Source organism: Variovorax dokdonensis (genome assembly GCF_030316895.1).
Classification (GTDB): Bacteria; Pseudomonadota; Gammaproteobacteria; order Burkholderiales; family Burkholderiaceae_C; genus Variovorax; species Variovorax dokdonensis.
Genome location: NZ_JASZYV010000004.1, coordinates 77,122 through 91,649 on the forward strand (window position 1 = coordinate 77,122; position 14,528 = coordinate 91,649).

15 protein-coding genes are annotated in these 14,528 nt (G+C 66.4%); 5 read left to right on the forward strand and 10 right to left on the reverse strand.

What is annotated here, in order from left to right:
- The first annotated feature begins 3 nt into the window (after positions 1-3).
- Together QTH91_RS18920 and QTH91_RS18925 are read left to right on the forward strand one after the other, a co-directional pair.
- Entirely contained in the window at positions 4-720 is a 717-nt protein-coding gene (locus QTH91_RS18920; protein WP_368389474.1) for a hypothetical protein, read from the forward strand.
- A gap of 16 nt (positions 721-736) precedes the next feature.
- A complete protein-coding gene (locus QTH91_RS18925; RefSeq protein ID WP_286661694.1) occupies positions 737-1,309 on the forward strand; it encodes a DUF427 domain-containing protein in 573 nt (190 codons plus the stop codon).
- A 19-nt stretch (positions 1,310-1,328) separates the two neighbouring features.
- Here the strand turns inward: QTH91_RS18925 and QTH91_RS18930 are convergent, their stop codons facing one another.
- The gene (locus QTH91_RS18930) at positions 1,329-1,796 is read right to left on the reverse strand and encodes an MAPEG family protein (RefSeq protein WP_286661695.1); all 468 of its coding nucleotides are present in this window, start codon (positions 1,794-1,796) and stop codon (positions 1,329-1,331) included.
- Between the two features lie 703 nt (positions 1,797-2,499).
- On the opposite strand from QTH91_RS18930, the gene QTH91_RS18935 reads away from it, so the two are divergent.
- From QTH91_RS18935 to QTH91_RS18945, 3 genes are read left to right on the forward strand one after another with little or no spacing between them, the layout of a single operon-like run.
- The gene (locus QTH91_RS18935) at positions 2,500-4,572 is read left to right on the forward strand and encodes a TonB-dependent receptor family protein (RefSeq protein WP_286661696.1); all 2,073 of its coding nucleotides are present in this window, start codon (positions 2,500-2,502) and stop codon (positions 4,570-4,572) included.
- Between the two features lie 34 nt (positions 4,573-4,606).
- Complete coding sequence (locus tag QTH91_RS18940) at positions 4,607-5,080, forward strand: copper chaperone PCu(A)C (RefSeq protein ID WP_286661697.1); 474 nt, start codon at positions 4,607-4,609, stop codon at positions 5,078-5,080.
- A 39-nt stretch (positions 5,081-5,119) separates the two neighbouring features.
- Positions 5,120-6,541: a PepSY-associated TM helix domain-containing protein gene (locus QTH91_RS18945; protein ID WP_286661698.1), complete on the forward strand. Its 1,422-nt coding sequence runs from the start codon at positions 5,120-5,122 to the stop codon at positions 6,539-6,541.
- Positions 6,542-6,550: 9 nt separating this feature from the next.
- On the opposite strand, the gene QTH91_RS18950 is transcribed toward QTH91_RS18945, so the two are convergent.
- Genes QTH91_RS18950 through QTH91_RS18990 form a run of 9 tightly spaced genes read right to left on the reverse strand, consistent with a single transcriptional unit; the run spans position 6,551 to position 14,526 of the window.
- Entirely contained in the window at positions 6,551-6,916 is a 366-nt protein-coding gene (locus tag QTH91_RS18950) for a 5-carboxymethyl-2-hydroxymuconate Delta-isomerase (protein ID WP_286661699.1), read from the reverse strand.
- 3 nt (positions 6,917-6,919) lie between these two features.
- The gene (locus QTH91_RS18955) at positions 6,920-7,639 is read right to left on the reverse strand and encodes an ABC transporter ATP-binding protein (RefSeq protein WP_286661700.1); all 720 of its coding nucleotides are present in this window, start codon (positions 7,637-7,639) and stop codon (positions 6,920-6,922) included.
- The gene (locus tag QTH91_RS18960; RefSeq protein WP_286661701.1) at positions 7,632-8,405 is read right to left on the reverse strand and encodes an ABC transporter ATP-binding protein; all 774 of its coding nucleotides are present in this window, start codon (positions 8,403-8,405) and stop codon (positions 7,632-7,634) included. The genes QTH91_RS18955 and QTH91_RS18960 overlap by 8 nt, the downstream gene beginning before the upstream one ends.
- On the reverse strand, positions 8,402-9,367 hold the full coding sequence (locus QTH91_RS18965; RefSeq protein ID WP_286661702.1) for a branched-chain amino acid ABC transporter permease: 966 nt from the start codon (positions 9,365-9,367) through the stop codon (positions 8,402-8,404). Before QTH91_RS18965 ends, QTH91_RS18960 begins: the two co-directional genes overlap by 4 nt.
- Positions 9,364-10,224 (reverse strand): branched-chain amino acid ABC transporter permease, encoded by an 861-nt coding sequence (locus QTH91_RS18970; protein WP_286661703.1) that lies wholly within the window; start codon positions 10,222-10,224, stop codon positions 9,364-9,366. Before QTH91_RS18970 ends, QTH91_RS18965 begins: the two co-directional genes overlap by 4 nt.
- A gap of 58 nt (positions 10,225-10,282) precedes the next feature.
- A complete protein-coding gene (locus QTH91_RS18975; RefSeq protein ID WP_286661704.1) occupies positions 10,283-11,461 on the reverse strand; it encodes an ABC transporter substrate-binding protein in 1,179 nt (392 codons plus the stop codon).
- Positions 11,462-11,489: 28 nt separating this feature from the next.
- Positions 11,490-12,752, reverse strand: coding sequence for an NAD(P)/FAD-dependent oxidoreductase (locus tag QTH91_RS18980; RefSeq protein WP_286661705.1), 1,263 nt, complete (start codon positions 12,750-12,752; stop codon positions 11,490-11,492).
- Between the two features lie 8 nt (positions 12,753-12,760).
- Positions 12,761-13,084, reverse strand: coding sequence for a 2Fe-2S iron-sulfur cluster-binding protein (locus QTH91_RS18985; RefSeq protein ID WP_286661706.1), 324 nt, complete (start codon positions 13,082-13,084; stop codon positions 12,761-12,763).
- Positions 13,085-13,086: 2 nt separating this feature from the next.
- The gene (locus QTH91_RS18990) at positions 13,087-14,526 is read right to left on the reverse strand and encodes a glutamine synthetase family protein (RefSeq protein WP_286661707.1); all 1,440 of its coding nucleotides are present in this window, start codon (positions 14,524-14,526) and stop codon (positions 13,087-13,089) included.
- Positions 14,527-14,528 lie beyond the last annotated feature (2 nt).

Below are 14,528 nucleotides of genomic sequence, written 5' to 3' on the forward strand. Positions count from 1 at the left end.
CGGATCGAGGTAGACCTGCTCACATCCTATTTCTGGAGCGGCGAGGCCATCCGCAGTCGAAGCGTGAGCGATGTCGTGTTGTCGGGCATGGTGGATGTGCCTGTGCCTCCCGCGCGTCTCATCGCCGATTGGGAGAGGGAGGCATCCTCGCGCTTGGGCCTGGAACCCGGCGATGTCGAGGCACTGCCGTTAGCGCGGACACGCGCGCGTTGGCCCGACTACGAATGCTGCGTGCAGGCCGTGGCCGATTGGGCGTGCGCGCTCGGACTGCCTGGGGTGCCTGGCTCCAGCGACGTCGCGCTCATGGCCTGCCGCGGTGCAAGGTACCACCATGACGGCGCGCAATATGGGGGCATGGCCTTCTGCAATCTCTTCCTGACAGAGGACAAGGGCCTGGACTTGCACTTTCCATTTGCAGGCCATCGAATTCCTCTCACCCGGGGCACGGCTGTGATCTTCGATACCGGCCAACCTCACGCCGTGGTTCCACGCAACAGCAGCGGCTTTCGTGCGGACGACTTCGGTTCCGACAAGGACTGCACGCAGGTGTTTCTGACCTGGGAGCTTCCCATCGAAGATGCCAATGTTGGGCGCGCACTTCAGGTCAACTTCGACATCGACCCGACGACTTCGCTGCAGCTGACTGACGAGCAACTTTGGCTGAACGGCGCACCGGCCACTTTGTGCCCTGACTCTGGTCGGTGGCGCAAAGTCGATTAGCCAGGAAGAATCCCGCATGACCTCCGAACGAGAGATCGCCGAAGAGATCGCGCGGCTCCAACGAGCACGCGCGCAGTGGCGCCATGTGGGCGATGCCCGCCCACCATTCGCGCAAGCGCCGGGGCCCGGTCAGGAATCGGTGTGGGACTACCCGCGCCCGCCCCGCATCGAGGCCGACCGGCGCGAGATCGTCGTGCGCAGTGGCGAGGTGGAAATCGCACGTACCCGAAGCGCGTTGCGGCTACTCGAAACCGCCAGCCCGCCGACCTTCTACCTGCCGCGAGCCGATGTGCAAGCCGATGCGTTGATCCCGGCCACAGGCACTTCGCATTGCGAGTGGAAAGGCGAGGCGCACTACTTGACCGTCATCGCGGGCACGCGGCGCTTCGAAGCGGCGGCTTGGTTCTACCCTCAGCCTGAACTCACGTTCGCGGCATTGCGCAATCACGTCGCGTTCTATCCGCAGGACCTCGAGTGCCTGGTCGATGGTGTTCGCGCGTTGCCGCAGCCGGGTCGCTTCTACGCCGGCTGGATCACGCCCGAACTCGTCGGCCCGTTCAAGGGCGAGCCCGGCTCGTCAGCGTGGTGATGCGCACACCAGCGCCCGTTCAACGCTGCAGCAGGCTCACCAACACGTACAAGACCATCGCCACCGTGAACACGGCACCGACAGTGAAGCAGGCGGCACGCACCTCGTGATCGCGCTCGGTCGCGTAGGCATAGCTGTGAGCCAGTCGCGCCGCAAGGTAGCCGAACATCGTGATCATGGCGAACATCTGGCTTGGTTGGGCGGCCACGAGCAGCAGGCCGGCGGCCAGGAAGGCGGGCGTGTTCTCCAGTTCGTTGCGGTGCATGCGTCGGGCCCGCTCCACGTCCTCGTAAGCCTGCAATTGAGTCGCCTGGGGATGAGGGTTGAACAGCGTCTTCCGGATGTCCTCGGGGTTCAGGTATCCGCCATCGCTGCGCACCATCCGGTAGACGGTGTAGAAGGCGTGGCCGATCAGCTTGAGGATCGCCAGGCTGGCGGCGACCGCGTAGATCTGGAAGATGGGGTTGTCGAGGCTGTAGGCGTTCATTGGTTTCACACTTCGGGTGTTTGGGTGACTGAGGTGAAGGCGCCGACTCTTGACTTGCCGAACTTCGGGCTGGGCCGCCAGGCAAGCTCAAGATGCCGCCACTTTACCGACGGCGACCTTCAGGACCTCCATCGCGTGGAGGATCTTGGGCAATTGCACCGGGCGTGCCGGTCGTTCTGATGCTTACAATCGGCCCGCCGTGAAATCACCCATCGCACGCCTGCGCTTCGCTATTGCCATGCTGGCATGGCTGGCGCAAGCGTTCATGCCCATCGCGCATGCGGCGGCAATGAGCGGGTCCGAGGCTGGCGTTCAGATCTGGTGCGGCACGTCGACATCGGCCAAGGCTGCTCTGGCTCTTTTGCCCTCGGACCTTCAGTCGGCTCTTGAAGATGACGCCGCGGCTGCCGACAGTCTGGCTGCCCACTGCGTGCTCCTGTGCGCGGTCGGCGCGGCAACGCCGCTTCCCAACGAGATCGGGACCGTCGCCGCGCTTCGCGCTGCCGGTCTCGAGCCGGCGCCTGCTCCTTTGAGCAGGCCCGTGACTCGCTCGCAAGCGCCTACACCTCCTGCACACGCGCCTCCGTCGCGCGGCTGACGCTTCCCCCCTCCGGTGTCCCTCCGGGCACCCATTGCCAGGCTTGTCGCTGTTTCCTCAACAGCCGACGAGCTGGCCGTACAGCCGATCAGTCAGGAGATTCAGATGGATAGGAATACGCGCGCCGTCGCGGCAGCCATTGCCACCTTGCACGCCGCGATTGCGCACGCACAGTCTGCGCCAGGAGGCGCCTTGCCCTCAGTGACGGTAGAAGCCGAGCGCGCAGGCGATCAATTGCTCCCCGAGCTGCAAGCCGAACGCGACGCCATCCCGGGCGCCGTGTCGATCGTCGAAGGCGAGGAATTGCGCTTGCGCAACGTGACCAGCGTGGCCGACATGCTGCGCTACACCCCCGGCGTCTGGGCTGCGAGCGGCTCGACCGGCGACTCCACCTTCCTGTCGATCCGAGGATCGAACCTGGACGCCACCAACTACGACGGCAACGGCGTCAAGCTGCTCATCGACGGCCTTCCGGTGACGGCGGCGGACGGGAACAACCACAACCGCGACGTCGATCCGCTTTCGATGCGGCGTGCCATCGTCGCGCGAGGCGCCAACGCTTTGACCTATGGCGCCAGCACCCTGGGCGGAGCCATCAACTTCATTTCGCCCACGGCCAGGGACGGCGGCCCGTCGGAGGTCTTCGTCAATGGCGGCAGCTTTGGCCAATGGCAGGGGCGCTTTTCGGCGGGCGGCGTTTCGGGCAACCTCGATGCGCTCGTCTCTGCCGAAGCCAAGCGCAGCGATGGGTTCCGCGAACACCAGAAGCAGGAGCGCGAGAGCGTGTATGCCAATGCAGGCATCCAACTCGCCCCAACGGTGAGCACGCGCTTTTACGTGACTGGCATCGACAACGATCAGCAATTGCCGGGCGCACTCACGCGTGCACAGTTCGACGCCGATCCCCGGGCCGCGGAAAAAGCCGCCGTGGCGGGAAACTACAGGTTGAACGTGCGCACTGCTCGCCTTGCCAACCGCACCGTGTGGGACATCGACGAGAACTCCAGCCTGGTCGCCGGCATTTCGTACGAAAACCAGAGCCTCTACCACCCGATCGTCTACGCACCGCCGTACTTCTCGCTGCTGATCGACACGACACAGCGCAACCTGGGCACGACCTTGCGCTACCAGCGCCGCAGCGGTGACCACGATGTGCTGGCCGGGCTGAACTACGGCAACACCACCGTCGAAGGCGGCAACTACAGCTACGTGCCCGGTGGCGCGCAGAAGATCACCACGCGCGTGGACAACGGCGCCGACAACCTGGAACTGTTTCTCGTCGACCGCTGGAAGTTCGCGCCCCAGTGGACCGCCGTCTACGGCGCCCAGGCCGTGTCGGGAAGCCGCGAGGTGCGCAACATCGATGTCAGCACTGGCGCAGTGCGCAATCCCCAGGGCGACTACGACAGCATCAATCCGCGCGTGGGGGTGATCCGCGACCTGTCTTCCTCGTCGCAGCTGTTCGCCAATGTGAGCCGCCTGTATGAACCGCCGACGCTGTATGAGCTGGACGACGATGTCCGCGGCAACAACGCCACGCTGAAAGCCATGCGCGGCGTGGTGGCCGAAGTGGGCACGCGCGGCGCCACCGTGTTCGACCGCAACAGCATGCATTGGGACGTGGCGCTGTACTACGGCCGGCTGGACGGCGAGATCCTGTCGATCGACGATCCGAACGCGCCCGGCACCAGTCTGTCCACCAATGTCGGCAAGACCATTCATGCTGGCGTCGAGGCGCTCATGGGCGCGAGCCTTGCCGTGGACGACGCCGGTGCGCATCGGCTGGAGCCGCTGGTCAGCATCACGTTGAACGACTTCAAGTTCGACGGCGACGCCAACTACAACAACAACCGCCTGCCGGCGGCGCCGCGCTATGCGGTCCGTGGCGAGTTGCTTTACCGTCACGCCAGCGGCTTCTTCTTCGGCCCGACCTTCGACATCATCGGCCAGCGCTACGCCGACTTCTCCAACACTTACGAAGTGGACGGCTACACCCTCTGGGGCCTGCGTGCCGGCTACACGGCCAAGCAGTGGGAGGTGTATGGCGAGCTTAGAAACGCAGGCGACAAGGCCTATGTTTCGTACTTCAGCGTGCGCGACAAGGCTGCCGCCGATGCTGCAATTCTGACGCCGGGCTCGCCGCGCGCGCTGTATGTGGGCGCACGATTCAAGTTCTGACTCCATCCACCTTGCCAATATCAAGAGGCTCAAGATGAAACTCCAACCTCGATACATTGCCGCGATCGTCGCCTTCTCGGGCGCAGCCATCGTCCACGCCCAGGTGACCGTCCAGAGTCCTTGGGTTCGTGCGACCGTCCCGCAGCAGAAAGCGACGGGGGCATTCATGGAACTCAGCGCGGCCAAGGACACGCGCCTGGTCTCGGCCAGCTCGCCCGTGACCCCGGTGGTTGAAGTCCACGAAATGGCCATGCAGGACAACGTGATGAAGATGCGCCAGGTGCCCGGCGTCGACCTGCCGGCAGGCAAGTCCGTCGTGCTCAAGCCCGGCGGCTACCACGTCATGCTGATGGACCTGAAGCAGCAGCTCAAGGCCGGTGACACGGTTCCCCTGACCCTCGTGTTCGAGGACAGCGCCGGCAAGCGCGAGACGCAGACGCTCAACGCCGAAGTCCGCGCACTCAACGCGGGCAACCAGCCCGCGGCACCCACCCAGCACAAGCACTGAAAGCGCGCCGTGAACCCGCCGGCTGAATCCTTGGATCGCATGGAGCCTCGAACCACTTACCAGGTGGTGGCGCAATCGGCGCTCTATCGCCGCGTATGGCGCTGGCACTTCTACGCCGGACTGGTGTGCCTACCGTTTCTCGCACTCATGGCTGCGACGGGCGCGCTCTATCTGTACAAGGATTCCATCGAGGGACTGGTCTATGCGCAATTGCGCACGGCGCCCGATGGGCCGGGTGCTGCGCTGAGTCCTGAGACGCTCGTCGCCAAGGCCGTACAGGCGCTGCCCGGCCAGCCAGTTCGATTCAACCCGCCGCCCACCGAAGGCCGCAGCGCCGAGGTCGGCGTTCGCACGGGGGATGGGGTCGTGGGCGTCTACCTCGATCCCTCCACGGGGCGGGTGCTGGGAACACTGCCGGATTCGAGACGGTTGATGGAGGTGGTCAAGAACCTCCACTCACTCATGATCGTGGGCAAGTGGGCCAACTACTGGGTCGAGATCGTGGCCGGCTGGGCGATCGTGCTGGTGGTCTCCGGCGTCTTCCTGTGGTGGCCGCGCGGGCGTCAGGGCGGCGTGGTCAGTGTGCGAGGCCGACCTGCACAGCGCACTTGGTGGCGCGACCTGCATGCCGTGACTGGCGCCGTGGCAGGTTCGGCGATCCTCTTCCTGGCCGTCACGGGCATGCCGTGGTCGGCGTTCTGGGGCCAGCAGTTCGGCGCCATCACCGGCAAGCTGGGCATTGGCCTGCCGCAATACCTGTTCGGTCCGGGTCCGGCTTCGTCGGCACCGCCGTCCGCAGGGGCAGCACCGCTGCCGTGGTTGATCGCGCAGGCGCCGGTGCCGCAATCTGCGCTGCCCGACGCGGGCCACGCGGGCCATGCAGGCCATGGCGCGCATTCGGCGCCGGAAGCCACAGACCCTTCAGGCGAAAGCGAACGTGCTTCGATCGGCCTGGACAAGGCGCTGCAGATTTTCAAGGGCATGGGCCTGCCCAGCGGCACGCCCGTCATGTTGCCCGCCGGGCCCCGCGGCACCTACTCGGCCGTGCTCTTCCCGGACGACGTGCGAAGCCAGCGCGTGGTGCACCTCGACCGGTACAGCGGGGCCGTGCTGTCCGACGTCGGATATGCAAACTACGGCGTCGCGGGCCGCACGATCGAGTGGGGCATCAACATCCACACCGGCCAGCAGTTCGGCTGGATCAACCAGCTCGTGATGCTGGCGGCTTGTCTGTCCATCATCACGCTGGCCCTGACCGCAGTCACCATGTGGTGGAAGCGGCGTCCGAGAGGCCGGCTGGCTGCGCCGGCGAAACGTGAGGGTGACCGCGCCGCAGCAGGGGCGCTCGCGGTCGCTGCGTTACTCGGCATTGCTTACCCTTTGCTCGGTGCTTCGATGCTGGTCGCGTTGATCGTCGACGTTGTCATTCCGAAGCACTGGCATGAACGCTTTGGCTTGTGAGCCAACCCATCACCCCACCCTCACCTTCCGATAACTCCCCCGATCCATATCCACCACCTCGACGCTGAGGTACACGCTCATGGCCTCAGGCATCGCCGGCATGCAGCTGAGCATCCCGTTCGCAACTCGATCGCTGAAGTCCTTCTTCGCCGTCGCGCTGCGCCCTTCCAGGATGCGCACCGTGACGTGGATGAAGCCCCTGCCCTCGTCGGCCAGCCCGACGCGAAATGCTTCAGCGCGCAGCACGCGCGCTTTCAGATCGGCCTCGTCCCCCACTTCGGGGCTTTGCGCCAGTTCGCGCGTGACGGCGGCCAACATGGCGTCGAACGGCAGGTCGGGCAGGTTGGGCGTGTACTCGATGACGATGTGGGGCATGGGTCAGCTCACTTCCTCGATGCCGACACCCAGCAGCTTGTCGAGCAGCGCATGGTCGGCGGCCAGCGCCTCGCTCGCGCCCGCATGCACCACGGTGCCGCGCTCCAGCACGATGGCCTGATGCGTCATGCGCAGCGCCAGCACCGGGTGCTGTTCGACCACGATGGAAGGCAACCCATCCTGCTCGCACAACTGGGTGATGGCGCGCGCCAGTTCTTCCACGATGATGGGCGCCAGGCCCTCCATGGGCTCGTCGAGCAGCAGCAGCGCCGGGTTGGTCATCAGTGCACGGCCAATGGCCAGCATCTGCTGTTCGCCGCCGGACAGCTGGTTGCCGTAGTTGGCACGGCGCTCCTGCAGCCTCGGGAACAAGCCATACACGCGCCGCAGGCCCCACGCGCCGGGGCGTGCGACGACGGTGAGGTTTTCTTCCACCGTCAGCGAAGGAAAGACCTCGCGCTCTTGCGGCACCCAGCCCAGGCCGGCGCGCACGCGCAGGTGCGGCGGCATGCGGGTGATGTCCTGGCCGCGCCAGCGGATGGCCCCGGCCTTGACGCGTGTGTTGCCCATGAGCGTTTCGAGCGTCGTGGTCTTGCCTACGCCGTTGCGGCCCAGGATGGCCAGGCTTTCGCCAGCGCGCAGCGAGAAGCTCATGCGGTCAAGCACGACGGCGTTGCCGTAGCCGGCCGTCACGTTGTCGAAGGCGAGCAATGGTTCAGACATGGGCGGCTCCGTGGATCGCGTTCACATGCGCGGTGCCCAGGTACACCTCGCGCACACGCGGGTCGCGGCCGATCTCGGCGGGCGTGCCCTCGGTCAGGATGCGGCCGGCCACCAGCACCGAGATGCGGCGCGCAAACTTGAAGACGAGGTTCATGTCGTGCTCGATGAAGAGCACGCTGATGTCCTGCGGCAAGTCAGCGATCACGTCGAACAGCTCGGCGCTTTCGTCTTCGGGCACGCCGGCGGCGGGTTCGTCGAGCAGCAGGATGCGCGGCCGGGCGGCGAGCGCCAGCGCAATCTCCAGCAGCCGCTGCTTGCCATAGGCCAGCTCGGCCACAGGCAGGTTGGCCAGCGCGTCGAGCCGCAGGCGGGCCAGCAGCGCATGCGCTTCGTCAAAGGCGGCGGTGCTGCGCCGGTAGGGCCGCCACCAGGTGGCGCCCTGCCCTTCGCGCTCGTGAATCGCCAGCACCACCGACAACAGCGGCGTCAGGCTCGGGAACAGCGTGTTGATCTGGAAGGTGCGAGCCAGCCCTTGCCTGGCGCGGCGGTCGGCCGGCATGGCGGTGATGTCCTGCCCGTTCATGCGAATGCTGCCGCTGCTGGGCTTGTAGATGCCCGTCAGCAGGTTGATGAGCGTGGTCTTGCCGGCGCCGTTGGGGCCGATCAGCGCCTGGCGCGCGCCGGGCTCCAGCGAGAGGTTGACGTCGGCCACTGCCTGGAAGGCGCCGAAGCGGATGCCCAGGCCTTGGGTTTCCAGTGCGTTCATTGCGCAGGCTCCTTGGCGCGCACGCGCCGCGACAGCGCGCCCATGATGCCGCCGCGCCCCAGCATGACGACCGCGATCAGGAAGATGCCCAGCCAGAACATCCAATACTCGGGATTGAGGTCGGCAAACCAGTCGTGCACCACCATGTAGACCATGGCGCCGATCAGCCCGCCATACAGGCGGCCGGTGCCGCCCAGCACCAGGATGATGAGGATCTCGGCCGAGCGGTTGAAGCCGATGGACTCGATGCCCACGAACTGCGTGGTTTGCGCCATCAGTGCGCCGGCCACACCCGCCACCGCGGCAGAGAACGCATAGGCCATGCGAAGGCGCGCCTCCACCGGCGAGCCAATCGCCAGCATGCGCTTGCGGTTGTCATGGATGCCGCGCAGCGCCAGCCCGAAGGGCGATCGCAGCATGAGCCGCACGCCCAGGAACACAAGCAACACCACGCAGAAGGCATAGACGAAAGCGGTCTTGCCGAACAGGTCGAACTCGAACAGGCCCAGCACCGGCCACACCTGCATGCCCTGCAGCCCGTCGGTGCCGCCGGTGATGCCGGACGCGCGGTTGACCACCTCGGCGAGCAGCACGCACACGCCGATGGTGATCATCAGCCGCGTGAGGTCTGCGCCGCGCACGATCAGGAAGCTGAGCGCGTAGCCAAGCACACCGGCCACGACAAGCGCCAGCACCAGTCCGCTGAAAGGCTCGCCCCAGCCATGCTTGGCCAGCAAGCCCGCCGTGTACGCGCCGGCGCCGAAGAAGGCCGCGTGGCCCACGGTCAGGATGCCGGCGTAGCCCAGGGCCATGTCCAGCGCCACCGCGAACAGTCCGACGATCAGGATCTGGCTGAGCAGCGTGAGATGGTCGGGCGCCAGGAAGAAGCTGGAAGCCAGCAGCAGCCAGAACGCGACCTCGGCCAAGCGCAACTGGCGCTCGGAAAGAGCAAGCGTTTTCATGCAATGCCTTTCTTGGGCACGATGCCGTTGGGCCGCACGAGCAGCATGCCGATCATGAACAGGTAGATGAGGAAGGCGCCAGCCTCGGGCAGGTAGTACTTGCCCGCCACGTCGACGATGCCCACCAGCAGCGCCGCGATGAAGGGCCCGGTGATGGTGCCCGCCCCGCCCACGCAGACCACGATCAGGAAATACACCATGTACTTGAGCGGAAACGAAGGCTCCAGCCCCAGCATGCCCAGGCTGAGCGCACCACCCAACCCCGCCAGGCCGCAGCCGAGCGAGAAGGTGAGGAAGAACAGCCGCTGCACGTGAATGCCGGTGCCGGCCGCCACGCGCTGGTTGTCGACCGCGGCGCGCACCATCGCGCCGTACCGCGTGCGGCCCATGGCCAGCAGCAACAGCACGAGCACCAGCACACCGGCGACGATCAGGAACAGGCGGTAGCGACTGAGTTGCAGCCCGCCGACGGAGACTTGCCCTTCCAGCGCCGCCGGCAGGTGAAAGGCCAGCATGCTCGGGCCGAAGAAGTAGGTCAGCCCGGCGATCGACACGAACACCAGGCCGATCGACAGCAGCACCTGGTCGAGCGGATGCGCCCGATACAGCCGCCGGTAGAAGGCGAACTCCAGCACCGCCCCCAGCAGCGCGGCGACGATGAACGATGCCGCCAGCGCCGCCGCGTAGCCCAGCCCGAGGTGGTTCATCAAAACGGCGGCGGTGTAGCCGCCCACGACGGCAAAGCTGCCGTGCGCGAGGTTGACGAAGTTCATCAAGCCCATGGTGATGGACAGGCCCACCGCCATGAGGAACAGGAGCATGCCGTAGGCCACCCCGTCGAAGAGAACAATTCCCATGGTTCATCCATGCCGCCGCGTCGGCCCCGCGCATGGGGCCGACGGGGGCAATGCCGCCTTACTTGGCTTCCTTGGCCGGGTCCTTGACGTTGTCGAACTTGTCGAACTCCACGTTCACCAGCTTGCCGCCGACCTTCTCCGTCTTGCGGATGTAGACGGTCTGCACGATGTCGCGGGTGGCCGCGTCGATCTCGATCGGGCCGCGCGGCGATTCGAACTTCAGGCCCTTGAACGCGGCCATGACCTTGTCGCCGTTGGCGTCGCCGCCGGTCTTCTTGAGCGCCAGGTCGATGGCGGCCATGGCGTCGTAGGCGGTGACGGCGAAGTAGCTCGGGCGCATGCTGGTGCCGTTCTGCGCCTCGAAGTCCTTCACGAACTTCTGGTTCTTGGCCGACGGATGCGCGTACGAATAGTGGTGGCTGGTGATGAGGCCCAGCGCCACGTCGCCGGTGGCGTCGAGGTAGCTGTCGTCGGTGGCTTCGCCGGTGGCGTAGAGCTTGATGCCCGCCTCTTCCATGCCGCGCTCCTTCCAGACCTTCAGGAAGGCCGGCGGCATCACGCCCGAGGGAAAGAAGAAGAACACCGATTGCGGCTTGGCATCCTTGATGCGCTGCACGTAGGCCGAGAAGTCGGGGTTGTTCATCGGCGTGCGCAATTCGCCAACGACCTTGCCGCCGCCCTCTTCGAAGGCCTTCTTGAACGCGGTGAGGGAATCGACACCGGGCGCGTAGTCGGCGACGACCACATACGCTTCCTTGGTGCCGTTCTTGAGCATCCAGCGCGCCATCGGGTCGGATACCTGCTGCACCGTGAACGACAGGCGGGCCACATAGGGTGAGCTGGTGGTGATGGCCGAGGACGATGCGTTCATCACCACGGTCGGAACCTTGGCCTGCGTGGCGACGGCCGCCACGGCGTAGGCGTTGGGGCTGAAGTCCAGGCCGGTGAGGATCTGCACCTTGTCGCGCACGATCAGTTCCTGGGCGATGCGCTTGGAGGCATCGGGCGCGGGGCCTGCGGTGTCTTTCTTGATCACCTCGACCGTGCGGCCGGCGATCTTGCCGCCGTGTTCCTTCAGGTACAGCGCAACGCCCGCATCGAACTGGCGGCCGTAGTCGGCATACGGGCCGGAATAGGTACCGATCAAGCCGATCTTGAGAGGGTCCTGCGCATGGGCGGCAGTGCCCAGGCACGCCAGTGCGGCGGCGGCGAGAAAGGTGCGTTTGGTCAGCTTCATCGTGTTACTCCGGGTTCAGGAAAAGAGGTTAGCCCGCGGGCCGGGAAATGGGAGAAAGGGCGGAATAGGTCTTGAGGTCGATCGATGGATCGGCCAATGCCTCGGGTGCGATGCGCGCGCCCTGGGCGATCAACTTGCGCGCCAGCATGTGTTCGGCAGGCCGGTTGACCGAATGCGCGGCGGCGACGGCGCCGCCGCGCAGGTAGAACAGCGTGAAGCGGTCCGACGCCATGTCGCCGCGCAGCACGGCCTGGTCGCCTGCCGATGCGACACCCGCCATCTGCAGCTTCAGATCGTGCTGCTCGCTCCAGAACCAGGGCACGGCGCTCAATGGCTGGGGCCGATCGACGAGCACCGACGCGGCGGCACGCGCGCCGTCGTTGGCCGCCTGGATCGATTCCAGCCGCATGCGCGAAGGGCCGGCGGCCCCGCACTGCCATTGCATGTTGGCCACGTCGCCGACAGCGAGCACGCCGGGCGCGCTCGTGCGGCCCAGGGCGTCGGTGGCGATGCCGTTGTCGCAGACGATGCCCGCCTGCTCGGCCAGCTCGACATTCGGCACCACGCCAATGCCCAGCACCACGAGTTCGCAGTCCAGCATGCGCCCGTCGTCCAGTTCGACCGCGGCCACCTTGGCGTTGCGGCCATGCAGAGCGACGACGCCGCGCCCGAGTTCGAGCGTCACGCCACGCCGGGCGTGGCCCTGCGCCAGGTAGTCGGACATCGAGGCAGGAAAGCTGCGAGCCAGCAGGCGCGGCTGGCTTTCGAGCACGGTCACCTGCGCTCCGGCTGCCGCCAGCGCTGAAGCAACCTCCAACCCGATGAAGCCACCGCCGATCACGCACGCGTTCTTGCAGCCGGCAAGCGCAGCCGATACGCCCTGGGCGTCTTTGAGCGTCCGCAGCTGATGCACGCCCTGCAGTCGCGCGCCGGCCACCGGCAGTTCACGGCAGCGTGCACCGGTGGCAAGCGCCAGGGTGCCGAAGGTGATGTGCGAACCGTCAGCCAGCGCCACGCGGCGCGCGGCCACATCCACGGCGGTGACGCGGGTTGCCAGGCGCAGGTCGATGGCCTGTTCGCGGTAGAAGTCCGGGCCGCGCAGCGCGATCTGACTGGCGTCCGTCTTGCCGGACAGCAGTCCCTTGGAAAGCGGCGGGCGCTGGTATGGCGCATGCGGCTCGTCGCCCAACATCACGATGGGCGCATCGAAGCCCAGCTCGCGCGCCGAAGCCGCGAGCTGCACGCCGGCATGCGACGCGCCGACGATGACCAGGGGTTCCTGCGGGCTCATCGCGAAGCTCAGACCTGCGTCTCTGGCACACGCACGGTCAGGCCGTCGAGCGCGTCGCTCACGGTGATCTGGCAGCTGAGCCGGCTGTTGGGCATGCGCTCGCTGGCGGTGGCGTCGAGCATCTCGTCTTCCATGTCGTCGGGCGGCGCGAGGCGAGAGAGGAACTCGTCGTTCACGTACACATGGCATGTGGCGCAGGCGCAGCTGCCGCCGCATTCGGCATCGATGCCGCGCACGTTGTTGTGGACGGCCGTTTCCATGAGGCTGGCGCCGTTCCTGGCTTCCACGCTTCGCGTGCTGCCGTCCTTGAGGATGTAGTGAATCGTGGGCATGGTCAGAACATGTCGAAGTACTCGCGGTGTTCCCACTCGGTGACTTCGAGGTTGAAGCGGGCGATCTCGGCCTGCTTGATGTGGCAGTAGTAGTCGACGAAGGCTTTGCCGAGCCCGTCGTTGAGCACGGCGTCGGCGCGCAATGCGGCCAGCGCCGCATCCAGAGAGCGTGGCAGTTGCTCGGCAGGTGTTTCGTAGGGCGCGTCGGCGGAGGGGCCGGGGTCCATTTGTTCGGCGATGCCGTGCAGGCCCGAGAACAGCTGCGACGCCAGATACAGGTAGGGATTGGCCGTCGGCTCGCCGATGCGGTTTTCGATGCGCGATGCGCTGTCGTCCGGCGCACCCAGCACGCGCAGCATGGCACCCCGGTTGTCGCGGGCCCAGATGGCACGGTCCGGCGCCAGCGAGAAGGGCCGGTAGCGTCGATAGCCATTGAGCGTGGGGCTGGCCAGTGCGGCAGCGCCACAGGCGTGGGCCTTGAGGCCTGCCAGGTAGTGCATGCCGAGGGGGCTCAGGCTCTGATCGGCGGTGTCCGGCATGAAGGCATTGCGCCCGTCGGCCGCATGGCGCAGCGACTGATGCAGATGCCAGCCGCTGGACATCACGTTAGGGATGCGCGGCCGACACATGAAGGTGGCGTGGTAGCCGTTGCGCTGGCAGATCTGCTTGATCGCACTGCGCAGCAGCACCATCGTGTCGGCCGGCTCGATGCCTGCGGTGGGGCCGAACACCAGTTCGAACTGGCTGGGCCCGAATTCGATCTCCAGCGAGTGCAGCGGCAAGCCCAGTTCGACGAGCTGACTGCGCAGCAGCTCCATCAGCCCGTCGACGCGGTCGTAGCGCAGTTCGGTCAGGTACTGGTGGCCGTGCGTGAGCAGCGACACGCGCGGCGGCTCGCCCGGCTGGCCGGAGTCGCCCAGGCGCATGGCCGCCTCGTCGAGCTTGAAGACATGAAACTCGACCTCGAGGCCCGCCACGAACTGAAGGCCCTTCTCATCCAATTGCGCGAGCGCGCGCTGCAGGATGCGCCGCGTGGCGTAGGGACAAGCCTGGCCGTCCTTCATGAAAGCGTCGCACAGGACCCAGCCCGTGCGGGGAGCCCACGGCAGCATGCGGAATGTGGACGGGTCCGCCACGATGGTGAAGTCGGCGCCGCCTTGCAGGCCCTCCACCGCGAAGCCGCCGCCAGTCGTGAAGACGGGGAACACCGTGCGATGCGAGGTGTCCTTGGCCAGCAGCGTGGTGGTGAGGTTCACCCCGCTGCGAAGTGCGCCCTTCGCTGCGCCGGCCACCAGCGTCTTGCCGCGCAGCACGCCGTGCTGATCGGGCCAGACGAAGCGCAGCACGTCCATCTCGCCGGCATCGATGCGCCGGACGATCTCGCGGCCTTGCGCCTGTTGATCGGCGGTCCAGAGGCCAAAGCGTTCGACGAAGTCGTTCATGG